Source organism: Azospirillum sp. B506, from assembly GCF_000333595.1.
Taxonomy (GTDB): Bacteria; Pseudomonadota; Alphaproteobacteria; order Azospirillales; family Azospirillaceae; genus Azospirillum.
The window spans coordinates 1-17,332 of the sequence record NZ_BADK01000137.1 but is presented as its reverse complement, the minus strand read 5'-3'; the positions used below and the strand labels follow the sequence as shown (position 1 = coordinate 17,332).

Sequence of the window (17,332 nt, the reverse complement as noted above, 5' to 3'; positions counted from 1 at the left end):
TGCAAAGCGGCTTCACCGCACCAGACACGGCCGCTTGTTGTCGAACGTCCAACCGGGGATCAGATACTGCATCGCCGTGGCGTCGTCGCGGGCGCCCAGACCATGGCGCTTGTAGAGGTCGTGCGCCTTCGCCAATTCGTCCATGTCGATCTCGACCCCCAACCCGGGCTTCTTCGGCACGGCGACCAGTCCGCCCTCGATCCGGAACGGCTCCCTGGTCAGGCGCTGGCCGTCCTGCCAGATCCAGTGGGTGTCGATGGCGGTGATGCGGCCGGGAGCGGCGGCGGCGACATGGGTGAACATCGCCAGCGAGATGTCGAAGTGGTTGTTGGAGTGCGAGCCCCAGGTCAGCCCCCACTCGTGGCACATCTGGGCGACGCGGACGCTGCCCTGCATGGTCCAGAAATGGGGATCGGCCAGCGGGATGTCGACCGACTGAAGCTGGATGGCATGGCCCATCTGGCGCCAGTCGGTTGCGATCATGTTGGTGGCGGTCGGCAGACCGGTGGCGCGGCGAAACTCAGCCATCACCTCGCGCCCGGAATAGCCCTGCTCGGCGCCGCAGGGATCCTCGGCATAGGCCAGAACATCGCCTTTCCCCTTGCACAGCCGGATCGCCTCCTCCAGCGACCAGGCACCATTCGGATCGAGCGTGACGCGGGCCTGGGGGAAGCGGCGGGCCAGCGCCGTCACCGCCTCGATCTCCTCCTCGCCGCGCAGCACGCCGCCCTTCAGCTTGAAGTCGTTGAAACCGTAGCGGTCATGGGCGGCCTCGGCCAGCCGCACCACCGCGTCGGGGGTCAACGCCACCTCGTTGCGCAGGCGGAACCAGTCGTGCTTGGCATCCGCTTCGCTACGGTAGGCCAGATCGGTCTTCTTGCGGTCGCCGACATAAAACAGGTAGCCCAGCATCTCCACCGCGTCGCGCTGCTGCCCCTCGCCCAGCAGGGCCGCCACCGGCACCTCCAGGAACTGGCCGAGCAGGTCGAGCAGCGCCGCCTCCAGTGCCGTCACCGCATGGATGGCGATGCGCAGGTCGAAGGTCTGCAAGCCACGACCGCCGGAATCGCGGTCGGCGAAGGCGCGGCGGGCCGCATTCAGGATGTTGTTGAAGGCGCCGACCGGCTGGCCGACGACCAGGGCGCGGGCGTCCTCCAGAGTCTGACGGATCTTCTCGCCGCCGGGAACCTCGCCGACGCCGGTGTGGCCGGCGCTGTCCTTCAGGATCACCACGTTGCGGGTGAAGTAAGGGGCATGGGCGCCCGACAGATTCAGCAGCATGCTGTCCTGGCCGGCGACCGGCACGACCAGCAGTTCGGTGACTTTGGGCGAGGACATCTGAATGGCCATGATGCGGGGTCTCGACAGCGGGAATGCGGGGAAAGCGTATCAGGCGGCTTGCAGCAGCGCCTGGGTGTAGCCGAGCGCGAAGGCGAAGAAGCGCTCGCGATCGGGATCGAGGTCGGAGAAGGGCACATGATCGGGGCAGAGGATGCCCTGGTATCCGACCTCGCGGTAGGCGCGGATGCAGGCCGCCATATCGACCGAACCCTCGTCCGGCATCGCCTCGCGGAAGTCGAGATAGCCACCCTTGATGTTGCGGAAATGGACCATGAAGATGCGGTTCTGCGGACCGAACTCGCGGATCGCCTCCAGCACCGTTTCGGTCGGGTTGCGCGACATTTCGGCGATGGTGCCCTGGCAGAAATTGAAGCCGAGCGACTTGCTCTCCGGTGCCAGGGCGACGAAGCGGCGCAACCCGTCGAGCGAGCCCAGCACATGGTGCACACCGTTCAGCCCGCCCGGCGGATAGGCCGGATCGTGCGGATGGCAAGCCAGTTTCACGCCGGCTTTCTCGGCAGTCGGCAGGATGGCCTCCACCAGATATTCGATGGCGCGCCAGCCATCGGCCTCACTGATGCCGCCGGCCTCGTTCGCCATCACCTGACCGCAGGTCTCCGGCGCACCGCGCGATGCCAGCGGGGAGGGCTTGGTGCCGGTGTCGTCCTCCGGCAGGACGGTACCCCAGTAGGAGAAGCGGGCGTCATTCTCCGCCTTGTACTCGTCGGCGCGGAAAATGCTGCACTTCATGCCGCCCCGGCCTTCGACCACCCCGGTGCGGGTGATGCCGACCATAGCGACGGTGTATTTCACCGTATCGACGCCGCCGTCCGCCGCGGCTCGGATGTTGTGACGCAGCCGCTCCGCCGTCGCCGCCGCCTTCTCCGGCGCCCGCAGGCTGTCGAGCAGGATGGAGCCGACATCAAGCGCCAGACAGTCCAGCGTCAGGCCATGGCTCTCCACCCATTTGCGCTGGGCGGCGACCTTGCGGCCGTCCCACAGGCCGGCCGCGACATCGTCGTTGGCCATCACCGGCGCGTTCGGCCGGCTGTCGATGACGATGCCCCTGGCGCCGAGCTGGGCGGACAGGCGCAGGCGCTTGTCGGTGGGATTGATGAGCTGTTCGCCGATATACATTGGGAAGACCCTTTGCCAGACCGTTCGACGCTGGAATTTACTTCTTCAGTTCCATCCGCTTGATCTCGCCGACGATGACGAGGTAGCTGACCGCCGCGATCAGGGCGTTGGCGCCGACGAAGACCAGGGCGCCGTTGAAGGAACCGGAGCTTTGGATGATGTAGCCGATGACGATCGGCGTCGAGATCGACGACAGGTTGCCGCACATGTTGAACACGCCGCCGCTGAGGCCGGTGATCTCCTTCGGCGCGCAGTCCGACATGACGGCCCAGCCCAGCGCACCGATGCCCTTGCCGAAGAAGGCCAGCGCCATCAGCGAGACGACAACCCACTGCAGATCGGTGTAGTTGCAGGCGATCATCGCCATCGACATCAGCATGCCCAGCACGATGGGCGTCTTGCGCGCCGCGGTCAGGGAGTAGCCCCGGCGCAGCATGGCGTCAGACATCACACCGCCGAGGATACCGCCGACGAAGCCGCAGATCGCCGGGATGGAGGCGATGAAGCCGGCATTCAGGATCGACATGCCGCGGGCCTGGACCAGATAGACCGGGAACCAGGTGATGAAGAAATAGGTGATGGCGTTGATGCAGAACTGGCCGAGGAAGATGCCGACCATCATGCGGCTGGCGAAGAGCTGGCGGATGTAATCCCACTTCGCCCCGCCTTGCGCGGAAGCCGCCGCCTTTTGGCCGTCATCCATGTTGATCAGACCACCGCCGGCCGCGATGTGGTCCAGTTCGGCCTGATTGATGCCCGGATGGTCCTTGGGGGCGTAGACCGTCTTCATCCAGACGCCGGCCGTGACGATGCCGAGGCCGCCCATGACGCCGAACACCCAGTGCCAGCCGAAGGAGTGGGTCAGCCAGCCCATCAGCGGCGCGAAGATCACCGTGGCAAAATACTGGGCGGAATTGAAGATGGCCGACGCGGTGGCGCGCTCCTGTCCGGGGAACCAGGCCGCGACAACGCGGCTGTTGCCGGGGAAGGACGGCGCCTCGGCGAAGCCGACGGCGAAGCGCAGGGCGAACAGCATCATGACCGCGGCCCCGCCGGCGAAGAAACCGATGGACCCCTGCATCAGGGTGAAGACCGACCAGGTGAAGATGCTCAGCCCATAGACGATCTTCGACCCGTAGCGGTCGAGCAGCCAGCCGCCCGGCAGCTGCCCCAGCACATAGGCCCAGCCGAAGGCGGAGAAGATGAAGCCCATCTCGGCAGCGCTGATCCCCAGTTCCTTCGAGATTACCGGCCCGGTGATCGACAGGGTCGCCCGGTCGGCGTAATTGATGACCGTGACCAGGAACAGCATCGCCAGGATGAGGTAGCGGACCCTGGTCTGTTTGGCGGCAGGCTGGGCCGCGGCGGCAGTATTGGAATAGGACGCGCGCTCGGTGTTGGCTGCGGTGCTCTCGATTGTCATGAGATTTCCTCCCTCAAGGCATGAGGGCGGGCAGGCGCGGCAGTCCGTTCCCGGACCCGCTTGACGGATCCGGCTTGCTGGCTGCACCTTGTGTCCGGCGTCGGGAACTGAAGCCCGGCGCCTGCCCGTCCGGCGATGGGTCGTTGCCGTGGGTTAAGGGGTTACTGCGGCCCCAGCGCCTCGATCAGGGCGCGCAGGTCCTCGACCTCGGCGGGGGTGCAGTCGACCAGCGGCGCACGCACCGGACCGGCGGGACGGCCGACGACGGCGGCACCCGCCTTGACGATGCTGACCGCATAGCCGGCCTTGCGGTTGCGGATCGCCAGATAGGGCAGGAAGAACTGGTCGAGCAGCCGGTCGGTGGTCGCGGTGTCGCCGGATGCGACGGCGCGGTAGAACTCCATCGCCGTGCGCGGAATGAAATTGAAGACCGCCGACGAATAGACCGGCACGCCGATGGCGCGATAGGCGGCGGCGTAGACCTCGGCGGTCGGCAGGCCACCCAGATAGCTGAAGCGGTCGCCCATCCTGCGGCGGATGGTCGTCATCAGCTCGATGTCGCCCAACCCGTCCTTGAAGCCGATCAGGTTGGGGCAACGCTCCGCCAGCGTCGCCAGACGGTCGGCGCTCAGCTTGCAGGTGGCGCGGTTGTAGATGATGACGCCGATGCCGACCGACTTGCAGATCGCCTCGACATGGGCGGCGACGCCCTCCTGATCCGCTTCGGTCAGATAGTGCGGCAACACCAGGATGCCGGCGGCCCCGGCCTTCTCGGCAGCCTGCGCCATCTCGATGGCGATGCGGGTGGAATAACCGACGCCGGCGATGATCGGCACATCCTTGCCGCAGACCTCGACGGCCAGCGACACGATGCTCTTGTGCTCGTCGGGGGTCAGGGAAAACAGCTCGCCGGTGCCGCCGGCGGCGAACAGCGCCGACGCGCCATAGGGCTTCAGCCATTCCAGGCGGCGGGCGTAGCCGCCCGGCTCGAAGGTGCCGTCGGCGGTGAAATCGGTCAGCGGGAACGACAGGAGACCTTCGCTGACGACGGCCTTCAGGGCTTGCGGTTCCATCGGGGGGGCATCCTTGGAAAACGGTAATGGTGGCTTGGGGCGCGGGTACCGGCCGGTCTTGCAGCGGTCCGTTCGACACCGGCGGCGTCCGATAACAGGACGAGTACCATCATATCAGTCATCATACAAGTGATTTGATGCGATAAGTGGCAATCCGCTTCTCCATCAATATGGAAGCAGCGAATGCAGGAACGGCAAAGCAAAGGGACGCGGCCGGCATTGCGGCGGCGTCCCTTTGCAGCGCAGGGCCGGATTGGAAGGAAGCGGTCAGCCGGTCGCGGCAGTCGCCTTGAAGTCGCCGCCAGCGCGCAGCCGGTCGCGACTGCCGTTCAGATGCAGGCGGATGGCGGCGCGGGCGCCTTCCGGATCCTGACGCTCGATGGCGGCATAGAGGGTCTGGTGCTCGTCGTTGATCCGGCGGAGATACTGGCGGCGGGAATCTCCTTCGAGATGGCCGTAACGCACGCGGGCACGCGGGATCAGCAGCGATCCCAGATAGGAGAACAGAGCCAGAAAGTGCTTGTTTCCGGTCGCCGCGGCGATGGCGCTGTGAAAGGCCAGATCGGCGTCGATGGCATCTTCTCCCGCCTCCACCGCCGCCGTCATGGTGTCCAGAGCCTCGCGCATGCGGGCCAACTGGCTGTCGTCGCGGCGGATGGCGGCGAGGTAGGCAGCCTCCGATTCCAGGCTGATGCGGACTTCCAGCACCGAAATCGCCTCGTTCACCGCCTCCAACGTCGATTCCTCGATGCGGAAGGGCAAGATCGCTGCGTCGCGCAGGACGAAGGCCCCCAACCCCTGCCGGGTGGAGACCATGCCGACCGCCTTCAGATTGGCGATCGCCTCGCGCACCACAGTGCGGCTGACACCGAATTCATCGATCAGGTCTTGTTCGCTCGGCAGCCGGTCGCCACTCTTGTATTGCCCGCCGGAAATCCGTTCGGCCAGGGCATCCACCAGTTGCTTCGCCAGCGGATCCCGGCGCCTGCGCGCTGTCATCACCATCCTCACTCAAACCCGGCTCCGGGACGGACCGCCCGTCACCACTCCATGTTCAGAGTTAACACCCGCAAAACCTATACGACAATAGACAAGCAAGCGGAGGTGGCTGGCGAAGGATGGCGTGGATGGACGTGCTTATCGCAGCCCACTTGTATGATGACTGATGGCGTGATAGATCGCCTCTCAAACAAATATCCGGCCGCTGTTGTCGGCGGGCGCTCCTCCCCCGCGCGCCCGCCCTGCAAGGAGACACATTACATGACCATCACCGGCGAGATGCTGATCGGCGCCACGGCGCATCGCGGCAGCCAGGGCGAGTTCCGCGCCTTCGACCCCGCCAGCGGCGAAGCGCTGGAACCCGTCTTCGGCGGCGGCGGTGCCCCTGAGGTCGAGCGCGCCTGCGCGCTCGCCTGGGCCGCCTTCGACGCCTTCCGCGAGACCGGGCTGGAGCAGCGTGCCGCCTTCCTGGAGACGGTCGCCCAGAACATCCTCGACATCGGCGACGACCTGATCGCCCGCGCCATGGCCGAGAGCGGCCTGCCGCGCGCCCGGCTGGAGGGCGAGCGCGGCCGCACCGTCGGCCAGCTGCGCCTGTTCGCCCAGGTGGTGCGCGAGGGCAGCTGGATCGAGGCCCGCATCGACCCGGCCCTGCCTGCCCGTACGCCGCTGCCGCGTGCCGACATCCGCCAGCGCCACATCGCGCTGGGGCCGGTCGCGGTGTTCGGCGCGTCGAACTTCCCGCTGGCCTTCTCGGTGGCCGGCGGCGACACCGCCTCGGCCTTCGCCGCCGGCTGCCCGGTGGTGGTGAAGGGCCACGGTGCCCATCCCGGCACCTCGGAGCTGGTCGGCCGCGCCATCCAGGCGGCGGTGGCTTCCTGTGGCCTTCCCGAGGGGGTGTTCTCGCTGCTGTTCGGCACCGGCAACGAGATCGGCACGGCGCTGGTCGCCGATCCGCGCATCAAGGCGGTGGGCTTCACCGGCTCGCGCCGCGGCGGGCTGGCGCTGATGGAGGTGGCGTCCGGGCGGCCGGAGCCGATCCCGGTCTATGCCGAGATGAGCAGCATCAACCCGGTCTTCCTGATGCCGGCGGCGCTGGCCTCGCGCGCCGAGGCGCTGGGCAAGGCGTTCGTGGCGTCGCTGACCATGGGCGCCGGGCAGTTCTGCACCAACCCCGGCATCCTGCTGGCGGTGGAGGGGCCGGACCTCGACCGCTTCGTCGCCGCGGCGGTGGAGGCGGTGGGCGGCAGCGTGGCCTCGACCATGCTGACGCCGGGCATCCATGCCGCCTATGATTCTGGCGTCGCCAAGCTGGCCGGCAGCGGCGAGGTTGAGACGCTGGCGCGCGGTCTGGCCTGCAGCGGGCCGAACCAGGCGCAGGCGGCTTTCTTCACCACGACGGCGGAGGCCTTCCTGGCCGATCCGGCGTTGCAGGAGGAGGTGTTCGGCGCCGCCTCGCTGCTGATCCGCTGCCCCGACGTGGCGGCGATGACGGCGGTGGCGGAAAAGCTGGAAGGGCAGCTGACGGCGACCCTGCAGATGGATGGCGAGGACAAGGCCGGGGTGGCCGGACTGATCCCGACGCTGGAGCGCAAGGCCGGCCGCATCCTGGCGAACGGCTGGCCCACGGGGGTGGAGGTCTGCCACGCGATGGTGCATGGCGGCCCGTTCCCGGCGACCTCGGACCCGCGCAGCACCTCGGTCGGCACGCTGGCGATCCGCCGCTTCCTCCGCCCGGTCTGCTATCAGGACATCCCTGCCGACCTGCTGCCGGAGAGCTTGCGCGACGGCAACCCGCTCGGGCTGTGGCGCCGGGTCGATGGCACTCTTGGACAAAAGTAACCGCCGGTTCGAGGGAACCAGCGGCCGGCACTGACCGGCGACACCAACCCGCAACGGCTGCGTCAGAGGGGGCGCTGACGCAGGGTACACCGCCGGACCCGGCCGCAAGCCGGGTTTGGCGGCCGGGCACGGCGTGCGTCCGCGCATCGCCGAGGCATCGCTCCCACCCAGTGCATCGAAGCAAGAACAAACCGCATTTAGAGGAAACGCAGATGGTGAGATCAGCTCTGCTGCTTGGCGCAGCCACCCTTTCGCTCGCCTCCGTCATGGTGGCCGGCCCGGCTTCCGCCCAATCGAAATTCGACATCATGCTGGGCGGCGACGCCTATTTCGAGGGCGGTTATGTCAACCAGGACCGCGATTCCGGTCAGCGCAACACCGAGTTCCGCAACCGCCTGCGCCTGCTGGTGACGCCAAAGGCCAAGGCCGACAACGGTCTGGAATATGGCGCCCGTGTCCGCCTGCTGGCCGAGAACGGCACCGGCAACGTCCGCACCGTCACCAACGACCGCGCCTTCATCTTCGTCAATGGCGGCTTCGGTGTCCTGCATCTGGGCGTCGAGAACGGTCCGTCCGACGACAGCGGCATCATCGCCCCGTCGGACTGGGGCACCGGCGGCGTCGACGGCTCCTTCCCGTCCTGGCTCGGCAACAGCGCGGCCAACGCGCCGGTCACCATCGGCAACATCCGTGCCCTGATCTCCGGCAACAGCGCCACCCGCGCCACCTACTGGACGCCGGAAATCGCCGGCTTCAAGCTCGGCGCCTCCTACCAGCCGTCGTCGGACAGCAGCAACACCGACGTCAACCGCTCCAAGCTGGCGCTGGCCTCGGCCAACCGCACCGGTGCCTACCGCGACGTCTATGAAGTCGGCGGCACCTACACCAACACGCTGGGCGGCGTCGCGGTCAACGGCAGCCTGTTCTATCTCGGCGGCCAGGCCAAGAACTCCACCACCACCCCGGCGGCGAGCTTCGACGACCTGTCCTCCACCCATGCCGGCCTGACCCTGGCCTATGCCGGCTTCAAGATCGGCGGCAGCTATGCCTGGTCGGGCGACAGCGGCTATGCCAAGTCCAGCACCCCCGGCATCGTCAGCCGCGAGAAGCAGGATGTTTGGACCGCCGGTGCGCAATACACCTTCGGCGCCACGACGCTGGGCGTGGGCTACCTGAACGCCAAGGACGCCGGCGACTTGACGGTCCGCGGCCGCAGCAAGTTCGAGTTGATCACCGTCGGCGCCAAGTATGTCGTCGCTCCCGGCTTCAGCCTCGCGCCGGAATACAACCACTTCAAGCTCAGCTCCGACGTCGCCGCCAACAGCGACAAGGGCGACATCTTCATCATCCGCACCGACCTGGCCTTCTAAGAGCCACGCGCTCGGATCCAAGGCCGACCGACGTCCTGGCCTTATTCTTCCAGTCTTCGCGCCGTCCGTGGTGTTCCTCTCCATCCCACCATGGCGGTTGCGTCCCGGCGCGCTCTCCCTCGGGTGCGTCGGCCCCGGTCCAGGCTGGAGCGGGGTCACCTCACGGCCGGGCGGCATTGCTGCCCGGCCGTTTTTTCGACCTGATCCGCGGGCCGATTTCCGGCCGGATATATCCTTTTCGGCATCGCATCGGTCGAGAATCGTATTGGACAGTTATGGTTCTACGTACTTAAAGTAGGCATGACGAACAATTTCGGACCGGGCTGCGATCACGATCTTACAGCACCCCGTCCCGTCGCCTGCCTCCATCCAACAAGCACCGCAATAATACGTCAGGGAGTAAATCGGATGTCCAGGAAATGGGTGATCTCCGCCGCCACCGCCGCTGCGGCGCTGATGATCGGCTTCGGCGGGCTGGGCGGCGTCCAGGCCGCCGACAAGAAGCTGGTGGTGGGCTTCTCGCAGATCGGTTCGGAATCGGGCTGGCGTGCGGCCGAGACCAAGACGGCCAAGGCGGAGGCCGACAAGCGCGGCATCGACCTGAAGATCTCCGATGCCCAGCAGAAGCAGGAGAACCAGATCAAGGCGGTGCGCTCCTTCGTCGCCCAGGGCGTCGATGCGATCTTCATCGCGCCGGTGGTGGCGACCGGCTGGGATTCGGTGCTGAAGGAAGCCAAGGAGGCGAAGATCCCGGTGGTGCTGCTGGACCGTCAGATCGAGACCAAGGACCCCAGCCTCTACATGACCGCCGTGACCTCCGACACGGTGCATGAGGGCCGGGTGGCCGGCGAGTGGCTGGCCAAGCAGACCGGCGGCAAATGCGCCGTGGTCGAGCTGCAGGGCACCGTCGGCTCGTCGCCCGCCATCAACCGCAAGAAGGGCTTCGACGAGATCGTCGCCAAGAATCCGGGGATGAAGATCATCCGCACCCAGTCCGGCGACTTCACCCGCGCCAAGGGCAAGGAGGTGATGGAGAGCTTCATCAAGGCCGAGAATGGCGGCAAGGGCATCTGCGCCGTCTACGCCCACAACGACGACATGGCCGTCGGCGCCATCCAGGCGATCAAGGAAGCCGGCCTGAAGCCGGGCAAGGACATCCTGGTCGTCTCCATCGACGGCGTGCCGGACATCTTCAAGGCGATGGCGGAAGGCGAGGCGAACGCCACGGTGGAGCTGACGCCGAACATGGCCGGCCCGGCCTATGACGCGCTGATCGCCTTCAAGAAGGATGGCAAGGCGCCGCCGAAGTGGATCCAGACGGAGTCGGCGCTGTTCACGCCCGACACCGCCAAGGCCGAGTATGAGCGCCGCAAGGACGCCTACTGATTGAGGCTGAAATCCCCCTCTCCCCCCCCGGGGAGAGGGTCGGGGTGAGGGGGATGCGTCGCGGGACCTTAGTGAAAATCCTGCAATGCTTCCCCCTCACCCTAACCCTCTCCCCGGGGGGGAGAGGGGATTCTCCACATGTTTCGTTGCGCATCCGGCGAGGTCCGCCATGACGGCATCCACCGCTCCCCCTTCCGCTCCGCTGCTGGCGATCCGCGGGCTGTCGAAGGCGTTTCTCGGCGTCCAGGCGCTCGACGGTGTCGATTTCACCCTGCGCCATGGCGAGATCCATGCCCTGCTGGGCGAGAATGGCGCTGGCAAGTCGACCCTCATCAAGACCTTGACCGGCGTCTATCAGCGCGACAGCGGCACCGTCGCGCTGGAGGGGCGGGAGATCGCGCCGCGCGGGGTGGAGGAGGCGCAGCGCCTGCACATCGGCACCGTCTATCAGGAGGTCAACCTGCTGCCCAACCTGTCGGTGGCGGAAAACCTGTTCCTGGGCCGCCAGCCGATGCGCTGGGGGCTGGTCGATCGCGGCGCCATGCGGCGGCGGGCGCGGGCAGTGCTGCAACCCTACGGCCTGTCCATCGATGTGACCGCGCCGCTCGGGCGCTTCTCGGTAGCCACGCAGCAGATCATCGCCATCGCCCGCGCGGTCGACATGTCGGCCAAGGTGCTGATCCTCGACGAGCCGACCGCCAGCCTGGACGCGCAGGAGGTGGCGGTGCTGTTCAAGGTGATGCGGACCCTGCGGTCGCGCGGGATCGGCATCGTCTTCGTCACCCATTTCCTCGATCAGGTTTATGAGGTCTGCGACAGCATCACCGTGCTGCGCAACGGCCGGCTGGTCGGCGAGCGGCGCACGGCCGACCTGCCGCGCCTCGACCTCGTCGCCATGATGCTGGGACGGGAGCTGGAAGCGGCGGCCCATCGCATCGATCTTGGCCCGGCGGAGGTGGACAGCCGCCCGCCGCTGGCCAGCTTCAAGGGATTCGGCAAGGCGCGCAGCGTCGAACCCTTCGACCTCGACATCCGCCCCGGCGAGGTGGTGGCGCTGGCGGGACTGCTTGGCTCCGGTCGCACGGAGACGGTGCGGCTGGTCTTCGGCATGGACCGCGCCGACCGGGGCGAGGCGACGGTGGACGGCCAGACGGTGCGGCTGAAGGGGCCGCGCGACGCCGTGCAGCTCGGCTTCGGCTTCTGTCCGGAGGACCGCAAGAAGGAGGGCATCGTCGGCGAGCTGTCGGTGCGCGAGAACATCATCCTGGCCCTCCAGGCGCGGCAGGGCTGGCTGAAGCCGATTCCGCGCCGCCGCCAGGAGGAGATCGCCGACCGCTTCATCCGCCTGCTCGACATCCGCACGCCGGACGCCGAACGACCGATCCAGCTGCTGTCGGGCGGCAACCAGCAGAAGGCGCTGTTGGCACGCTGGTTGGCGACCGAGCCGCGGTTGCTGATCCTCGACGAGCCGACGCGCGGCATCGACGTCGGGGCGCATGCCGAGATCATCCGCCTGATCGAGCGGCTGTGCGCCGACGGCATGGCGCTGCTGGTTGTGTCGTCGGAGCTGGAGGAGATCGTCGCCTACAGCCGCCGCGTCGTCGTGCTGCGCGACCGCCGCCATGTGGCGGAACTGAGGGGAGGGGAGGTCAGCGTGGAGCGCATCGTCGCCGCCATCGCGTCGGAGACGCCTGTTGCCGCCGGATCGGGCGCGGAGGTGCGGCAATGACGCTGTCCGCCCCCGGCCCGTCGCGCAACCTGCCGCAATATGGCGCACTGATCGCCGTCCTGCTGGCCAACTGGCTGCTGTTTCCCGATTTCTTCGCCATCCGTCTGCAGGACGGCCGCTTGTTCGGCAGCCTGATCGACGTGCTGAACCGCGGCGCCCCGGTGGCGCTGCTCGCCATCGGCATGACCATGGTCATCGCCACCCGCGGCGTCGACCTGTCGGTCGGCGCCGTCATGGCGATCTCCGGCGCCATCGCCGCCACCATGACCGGGGCGGGCTGGAGCCTGCCGGCGGTGCTGGCGGCGTCGCTTGCCGCCGGGCTGCTGTGCGGGCTGTGGAACGGGCTGCTGGTGGCGGTTCTGCGCATCCAGCCGATCATCGCCACCCTGATCCTGATGGTCGCCGGCCGCGGCATCGCCCAGCTGGTGACCGAAGGGCAGATCGTCACCTCACCAGCCCGGCGCTGCCTTCATCGGCAGCGGATCCTTCCTGACCGTGCCGATGCCGGTGGTCCTCACCGTCGTCGTGCTGGCGGTGACGGCACTGCTGGTGCGGGCGACCGCGCTGGGGCTGATGATCGAGGCGGTCGGCGTCAACCGGCTGTCGAGTGCCGGGGCCGGCGTCAACACGCCGGTGGTTCTGGTCGCCGTCTATGTCTGGTGCGGGCTGTGCGCGGCGGTGGCCGGGCTGATCGTCACCGCCGACATCCGCGGCGCCGACGCCAACAATGCCGGGCTGTGGCTGGAGCTGGACGCCATCCTGGCGGTGGTGGTCGGCGGCACCTCGCTGCTCGGCGGGCGCTTCGGGCTGGTGCTGTCGGTGGTGGGCGCGCTGATCATCCAGGCGATGAACACCGGCATCCTGCTGAGCGGCTTCAAGCCGGAATTCAACCTGATCGTCAAGGCGGGCGTTCTGCTGGTCGTCCTGCTGCTGCAATCGCCGACGCTGACCCTGTTCCTGCCGCGGCCGAAAGCCGCCCGGCCGATCGGAACGGTCAAGCCGCCGGTGGCGCCGACCAGCGGAGGGGCGAAACCATGACCGGAGCACTCCAGCGCTTTCTGCCGCTGATCGTCACCACCGCGGTGCTGGTGGTGGGCTTCCTGATCTGTGCGGCGCAGTTCCCCAACTTCGCCTCCTGGCGGGTGGTGGCCAACCTTTTGACCGACAACGCCTTTCTCGGCATCACCGCGGTCGGCATGACCTTCGTCATCCTGTCCGGCGGCATCGACCTGTCGGTGGGGGCGGTGATCGGCTTCACCACCGTGCTGCTGGCGGTGCTGATCGAGCAGGGCGGCTGGCATCCCATTCCCGCCTTCGTCGTGGCGCTGATCGCCGCCGGTGGCTTCGGGGCGGCGATGGGCGGGGTGATCCATGTCTTCCAGATGCCGCCCTTCATCGTCACGTTGGCCGGCATGTTCATCGCCCGCGGGCTCGGCTTCGTCCTGACCACCGATTCGATCCCGATCAACCACCCGCTCTATGGCGAGCTGAACGACATGGCGCTGCGGTTCGATTTCGGACTGAAGCTGAGCCTGCCGGCGCTGCTGATGCTGGCGGTGGTGCTGGCCGCCCTGGTGCTGGCGCACTGGACGCGCTTCGGCGCCAACCTCTATGCGCTGGGCGGCAACCGCCAGTCGGCCGAGCTGATGGGCGTGCCGGTGGCGCGGACGACGGTGGCGGTCTATGGGCTGTCGGGGCTGCTGGCCGGTCTGGCGGGGATCGTCTTCTCGCTCTACACTGGGGCCGGCTATTCGCTGGCGGCGACGGGCGTGGAGCTGGACACCATCACCGCGGTGGTGATCGGCGGCACCCAGCTGACCGGCGGCTACGGCTACGTCGTCGGCACCTTCGTCGGCGTGCTGATCCAGGGGCTGATCCAGACCTACATCACCTTCGACGGCACGCTCAGCAGCTGGTGGACCAAGATCGCCATCGGCGTGCTGCTGTTCGTCTTCATCCTGTTGCAGAAGGGTCTGCTGACGGTCTGGGCCGGCCGCGGCGGCGAACCGGCGGAGGCATGATGCCCATCGAGAGGTTTCTGTTCGACACCGTTGAGGGCCGTCCGGTGGAGGGCTTCACCCTCTCTGCCGGCGGGTTGGAGGCGACGGTGATCGCCCATGGCGCCCGGTTGGTGCGGATGCTGGTGCCGGGCCGTGACGGAACCGTCGCCGACATGGTTCTGGGTTTCGACCGTGTGGCCGATTATCTGGCGAGCGACGCCTATTTCGGCGCCACCTGCGGCCGCTACGGCAACCGCATCGGCGGGGCGGCCTTCACGCTGGACGGGGTGCGCCATGGGTTGGCGGTCAACGAGCCGCCGAACCAGCTGCATGGCGGGCCGGACGGCTTCGACCGGCGGGTTTGGGGTGCACAGGTGGAAGAGGCGGAGAATGCCGTCACCTTCACGCTGGTCTCGCCCGACGGCGACCAGGGCTATCCTGGGACGCTGACGGCGACGACGCGCTACCGGTTGAGCGAGGACGGGGTGCTGGACATCACCATGACGGCGACGACCGACCGGCCGACCATCGTCAACATCGTCCATCACAGCTATTGGAACCTTGCCGGGCATGCATCGGGCGACCTGCGCGACCACTGGCTGACGGTGCGCGGCGGCTTCACCACGCCGGTCGGCGCCGACCTGATCCCGACGGGGGAAGTGCGGCCGGTGGATGGCTCGCCCTTCGACCTTCGCAGCGGGGTGGTGCTGGGCGAGGCGCTGGACGCCGTCGGCGGCTTCGGCTTCGACCACAACTGGTGCCTGGAGGGGCCGGCGGGGGAACTGCGCCCTGTGGCGGCGCTGGAGCATCCGGCATCGGGCCGGCGGATGGAATTGGCGACAGACCAGCCCGGTTTGCAGGTCTACACCGGCGGCTATCTCAACGAGAAGGTTGTCGGAAAGGGTGGGCAGCCCTACTGCCGCTTTGGCGGTCTGGCGCTGGAGAGTCAGCGCTTCCCCAACAGCCCGAACATCGGGCATTTCCCGTCGGCGCGGCTCGATCCCGGCGAGACCTACCGCCACCGCATGCAGCTGCGATTCCGGACGAGCTGAGTCGGGGAGCGGAACCGCCCACCGGCCCGCGGGGTTCATCGAAGGCACGGCAGCGGTCCCGCTGCCGCCCCTGCGATGACGCCCACGACGCCGGAAGGAATGGTCGACATGGCCGCGATGCCTGACGCCGCCCGCCCAAGCCTCAATTGCCAGCCCAGCCAGACCCCGGCCGATCCGATCCTGGTGCCCGGCCGGACCTGCTGGCGGTTGGAGAAGGCCGACCGGATGGCGGTCATCATCGACGCCGCCGCCTATTTCGCCCGGATCAAGGCGGCGATCCTGAATGCCCGCCACACGGTGATGCTGATCGGCTGGGATTTCGACACGCGGATCAAGCTCGAACCCGACGATCCGATGCCGGGCGTTCCGAACGAGCTGGGCGATTTCCTGAGCTGGATCGTCCGGGTTCGGCCGGAGCTGACCATCAATGTGCTGAAATGGGATCTGTCGGTCCTCAAGATGCCGTTCCGCGGCGGGACGCCGCTGGTCCTGCTTGACTGGATCAGCAGCCGGCGCCTGCGCTTCCGCCTGGATTCGGCCCATCCGCCCGGCGCCTGCCATCACCAGAAGATCGCCATCATCGACGATGCGCTGGCCTTCTGCGGCGGCATCGACATGACCACCGACCGTTGGGACACCCCCGACCACCGCGACGGCGATCCCCGCCGCGTCCGGCCGGACGGCGAGGTTTATGGCCCCTTCCATGACGTGACGACCGCGGTCGACGGGGCGGCGGCGCGGGCGTTGGGCGAACTGGCGAGGGAGCGCTGGCACCGGGCGACCGGCGAGAGGCTGACCCCGCCGCCGCCTGTCCCGGCCTTCTGGCCCAAGGATCTGGAACCCGACTTCCGCGACCTCCCCGTCGCCATCGCCCGCACCGATCCCCTGGCACATGATGGGGCGGCGGATCACGAAGGAACGCCGAAGACCGGCAAGAGCGGCGTGCGCGAGATCGAGGCGCTGTATCTGGCCGCCATCGCCGCCGCGCGTGATTTCATCTATCTGGAAAGCCAGTATTTCGCCTCGCAGAAGATCGTCGGCGCCATCATCGGCCGGCTGTCGGAGCCCGACGGGCCCGAGGTGGTGGTGATCAATCCGGAACGCACGCCGGCCTGGATCGAGGAGGAGTCGATGGGCAGCGCCCGCTCGCTGCTGCTCCAGCGCCTGCACGAGTCCGTCGCCAACCCGCGCTTCCGCATCCTGGCGCCGGTGACCGAGGGCGGCGAGGGCATCTATGTCCACGCCAAGGTGCTGGTGGTCGACGACCGGCTGCTGCGGGTGGGGTCGTCCAACATCAACAACCGGTCCCAGGGGCTCGACACCGAATGCGACCTCGCCATCGAGTGCGCGCCGGGCGAACGGCCGGAGGTCTGCCGTTCCATCCGCTCCGTCCGCACCCGCCTGATGGCGGAGCATCTCGGCGTCTTCGTCGAGGAGGTGAAGCGCACGGAGGAGGCGACCGGGTCGCTGATCGCCACGATCGACCGGCTGATCCGCCCGGCCGGCCGCTCGCTCCGCCCGCTGGAGCCGCAGCCGCTGACCGAGACGGAACGCAAGCTGGTGGAGGAGCGCCTGCTCGACCCCGACCGTCCGGAGCCGATGGCGGCCACCATCCTGCGCGGGGCGACGCTGTTCGGCGACGTGAACCGGACGGCATGGCGCGTCGGCGCCGGGGTGGCCGCGGCGGCGGCTGTGGGGGTCGGATTGGTGCTTCTGGCCCGCCGGAACGGGCATAGAAAAAAATGCACGGTGAGTGAATTCTCTGCTTGCGGGCCGCGATCCATCCCGCTACATAAGCGCTCCCCGCGGCGCCCAACGCGGTGCGGGGAAAGCGCTTGTGGCGGAATTGGTAGACGCGCTAGGTTCAGGTCCTAGTGGCTGAAAGGCCGTGGGGGTTCGAGTCCCTCCAAGCGCACCAACACTCCAAGTGTTGGTGTAGAGGTGCAGAAGTATAGTGGGGCCATAGCTCAGCGGAGAGCG

Annotated in this window: 14 protein-coding genes, 1 tRNA gene and 1 pseudogene; 10 read left to right on the top strand and 6 right to left on the bottom strand. The window is 67.8% G+C overall.

All coding sequences use genetic code 11. From position 1 onward, the window contains the following. Positions 1 to 12: 12 nt before the first annotated feature. The 5 genes from gudD to I71_RS04810 all read right to left on the bottom strand — a co-directional run bounded on the left by gudD (position 13) and on the right by I71_RS04810 (position 5,973). On the bottom strand, positions 13 to 1,350 hold the full coding sequence (gudD, locus tag I71_RS04830; protein ID WP_042691430.1) for a glucarate dehydratase: 1,338 nt from the start codon (positions 1,348 to 1,350) through the stop codon (positions 13 to 15). Positions 1,351 to 1,389: 39 nt separating this feature from the next. Beyond that, the gene (locus I71_RS04825; RefSeq protein ID WP_042691426.1) at positions 1,390 to 2,478 is read right to left on the bottom strand and encodes a mannonate dehydratase; all 1,089 of its coding nucleotides are present in this window, start codon (positions 2,476 to 2,478) and stop codon (positions 1,390 to 1,392) included. Between the two features lie 37 nt (positions 2,479 to 2,515). Further along, positions 2,516 to 3,901 carry an MFS transporter gene (locus I71_RS04820; RefSeq protein ID WP_083896974.1) on the bottom strand — a complete coding sequence of 462 codons (1,386 nt, stop codon included), beginning with the start codon at positions 3,899 to 3,901 and terminating at the stop codon, positions 2,516 to 2,518. Between the two features lie 161 nt (positions 3,902 to 4,062). Continuing rightward, positions 4,063 to 4,974: a 5-dehydro-4-deoxyglucarate dehydratase gene (gene kdgD / locus I71_RS04815; protein WP_042691423.1), complete on the bottom strand. Its 912-nt coding sequence runs from the start codon at positions 4,972 to 4,974 to the stop codon at positions 4,063 to 4,065. 267 nt (positions 4,975 to 5,241) lie between these two features. Further along, entirely contained in the window at positions 5,242 to 5,973 is a 732-nt protein-coding gene (locus I71_RS04810; RefSeq protein ID WP_042691534.1) for a FadR/GntR family transcriptional regulator, read from the bottom strand. Between the two features lie 261 nt (positions 5,974 to 6,234). On the opposite strand from I71_RS04810, the gene I71_RS04805 reads away from it, so the two are divergent. The 8 genes and pseudogenes from I71_RS04805 to I71_RS04775 all read left to right on the top strand — a co-directional run bounded on the left by I71_RS04805 (position 6,235) and on the right by I71_RS04775 (position 15,352). Next, complete coding sequence (locus I71_RS04805) at positions 6,235 to 7,815, top strand: aldehyde dehydrogenase (NADP(+)) (protein WP_042691421.1); 1,581 nt, start codon at positions 6,235 to 6,237, stop codon at positions 7,813 to 7,815. Between the two features lie 212 nt (positions 7,816 to 8,027). Further along, positions 8,028 to 9,185: a porin gene (locus I71_RS04800; RefSeq protein WP_042691418.1), complete on the top strand. Its 1,158-nt coding sequence runs from the start codon at positions 8,028 to 8,030 to the stop codon at positions 9,183 to 9,185. A 408-nt stretch (positions 9,186 to 9,593) separates the two neighbouring features. Next, a complete protein-coding gene (ytfQ, locus tag I71_RS04795) occupies positions 9,594 to 10,571 on the top strand; it encodes a galactofuranose ABC transporter, galactofuranose-binding protein YtfQ (protein WP_042691413.1) in 978 nt (325 codons plus the stop codon). A 169-nt stretch (positions 10,572 to 10,740) separates the two neighbouring features. Next, positions 10,741 to 12,300 (top strand): galactofuranose ABC transporter, ATP-binding protein YtfR, encoded by a 1,560-nt coding sequence (gene ytfR, locus I71_RS04790; RefSeq protein WP_042691410.1) that lies wholly within the window; start codon positions 10,741 to 10,743, stop codon positions 12,298 to 12,300. Continuing rightward, positions 12,297 to 12,686: pseudogene (locus I71_RS40810) on the top strand (ABC transporter permease); the annotation flags it as partial. The gene ytfR and the pseudogene I71_RS40810, both read left to right, overlap by 4 nt. A gap of 115 nt (positions 12,687 to 12,801) precedes the next feature. Beyond that, positions 12,802 to 13,338: a hypothetical protein gene (locus I71_RS40500; protein WP_280109852.1), complete on the top strand. Its 537-nt coding sequence runs from the start codon at positions 12,802 to 12,804 to the stop codon at positions 13,336 to 13,338. Then, entirely contained in the window at positions 13,335 to 14,321 is a 987-nt protein-coding gene (yjfF, locus tag I71_RS04780; RefSeq protein WP_042691407.1) for a galactofuranose ABC transporter, permease protein YjfF, read from the top strand. Before I71_RS40500 ends, yjfF begins: the two co-directional genes overlap by 4 nt. Then, the gene (locus I71_RS04775; RefSeq protein ID WP_083896972.1) at positions 14,318 to 15,352 is read left to right on the top strand and encodes an aldose epimerase family protein; all 1,035 of its coding nucleotides are present in this window, start codon (positions 14,318 to 14,320) and stop codon (positions 15,350 to 15,352) included. The genes yjfF and I71_RS04775 overlap by 4 nt, the downstream gene beginning before the upstream one ends. A 35-nt stretch (positions 15,353 to 15,387) precedes the next feature. Here the strand turns inward: I71_RS04775 and I71_RS39480 are convergent, their stop codons facing one another. Then, complete coding sequence (locus tag I71_RS39480; protein ID WP_244433637.1) at positions 15,388 to 15,591, bottom strand: hypothetical protein; 204 nt, start codon at positions 15,589 to 15,591, stop codon at positions 15,388 to 15,390. Here I71_RS39480 and I71_RS34790 point away from each other — a divergent pair. After that, positions 15,578 to 17,227 carry a phospholipase D-like domain-containing protein gene (locus I71_RS34790; RefSeq protein WP_307188957.1) on the top strand — a complete coding sequence of 550 codons (1,650 nt, stop codon included), beginning with the start codon at positions 15,578 to 15,580 and terminating at the stop codon, positions 17,225 to 17,227. The two genes, I71_RS39480 and I71_RS34790, sit on opposite strands and share 14 nt — an antisense overlap. Further along, a tRNA-Leu gene (locus I71_RS04755) sits at positions 17,184 to 17,270 on the top strand. Before I71_RS34790 ends, I71_RS04755 begins: the two co-directional genes overlap by 44 nt. The last annotated feature ends 62 nt before the right edge of the window (positions 17,271 to 17,332 follow it).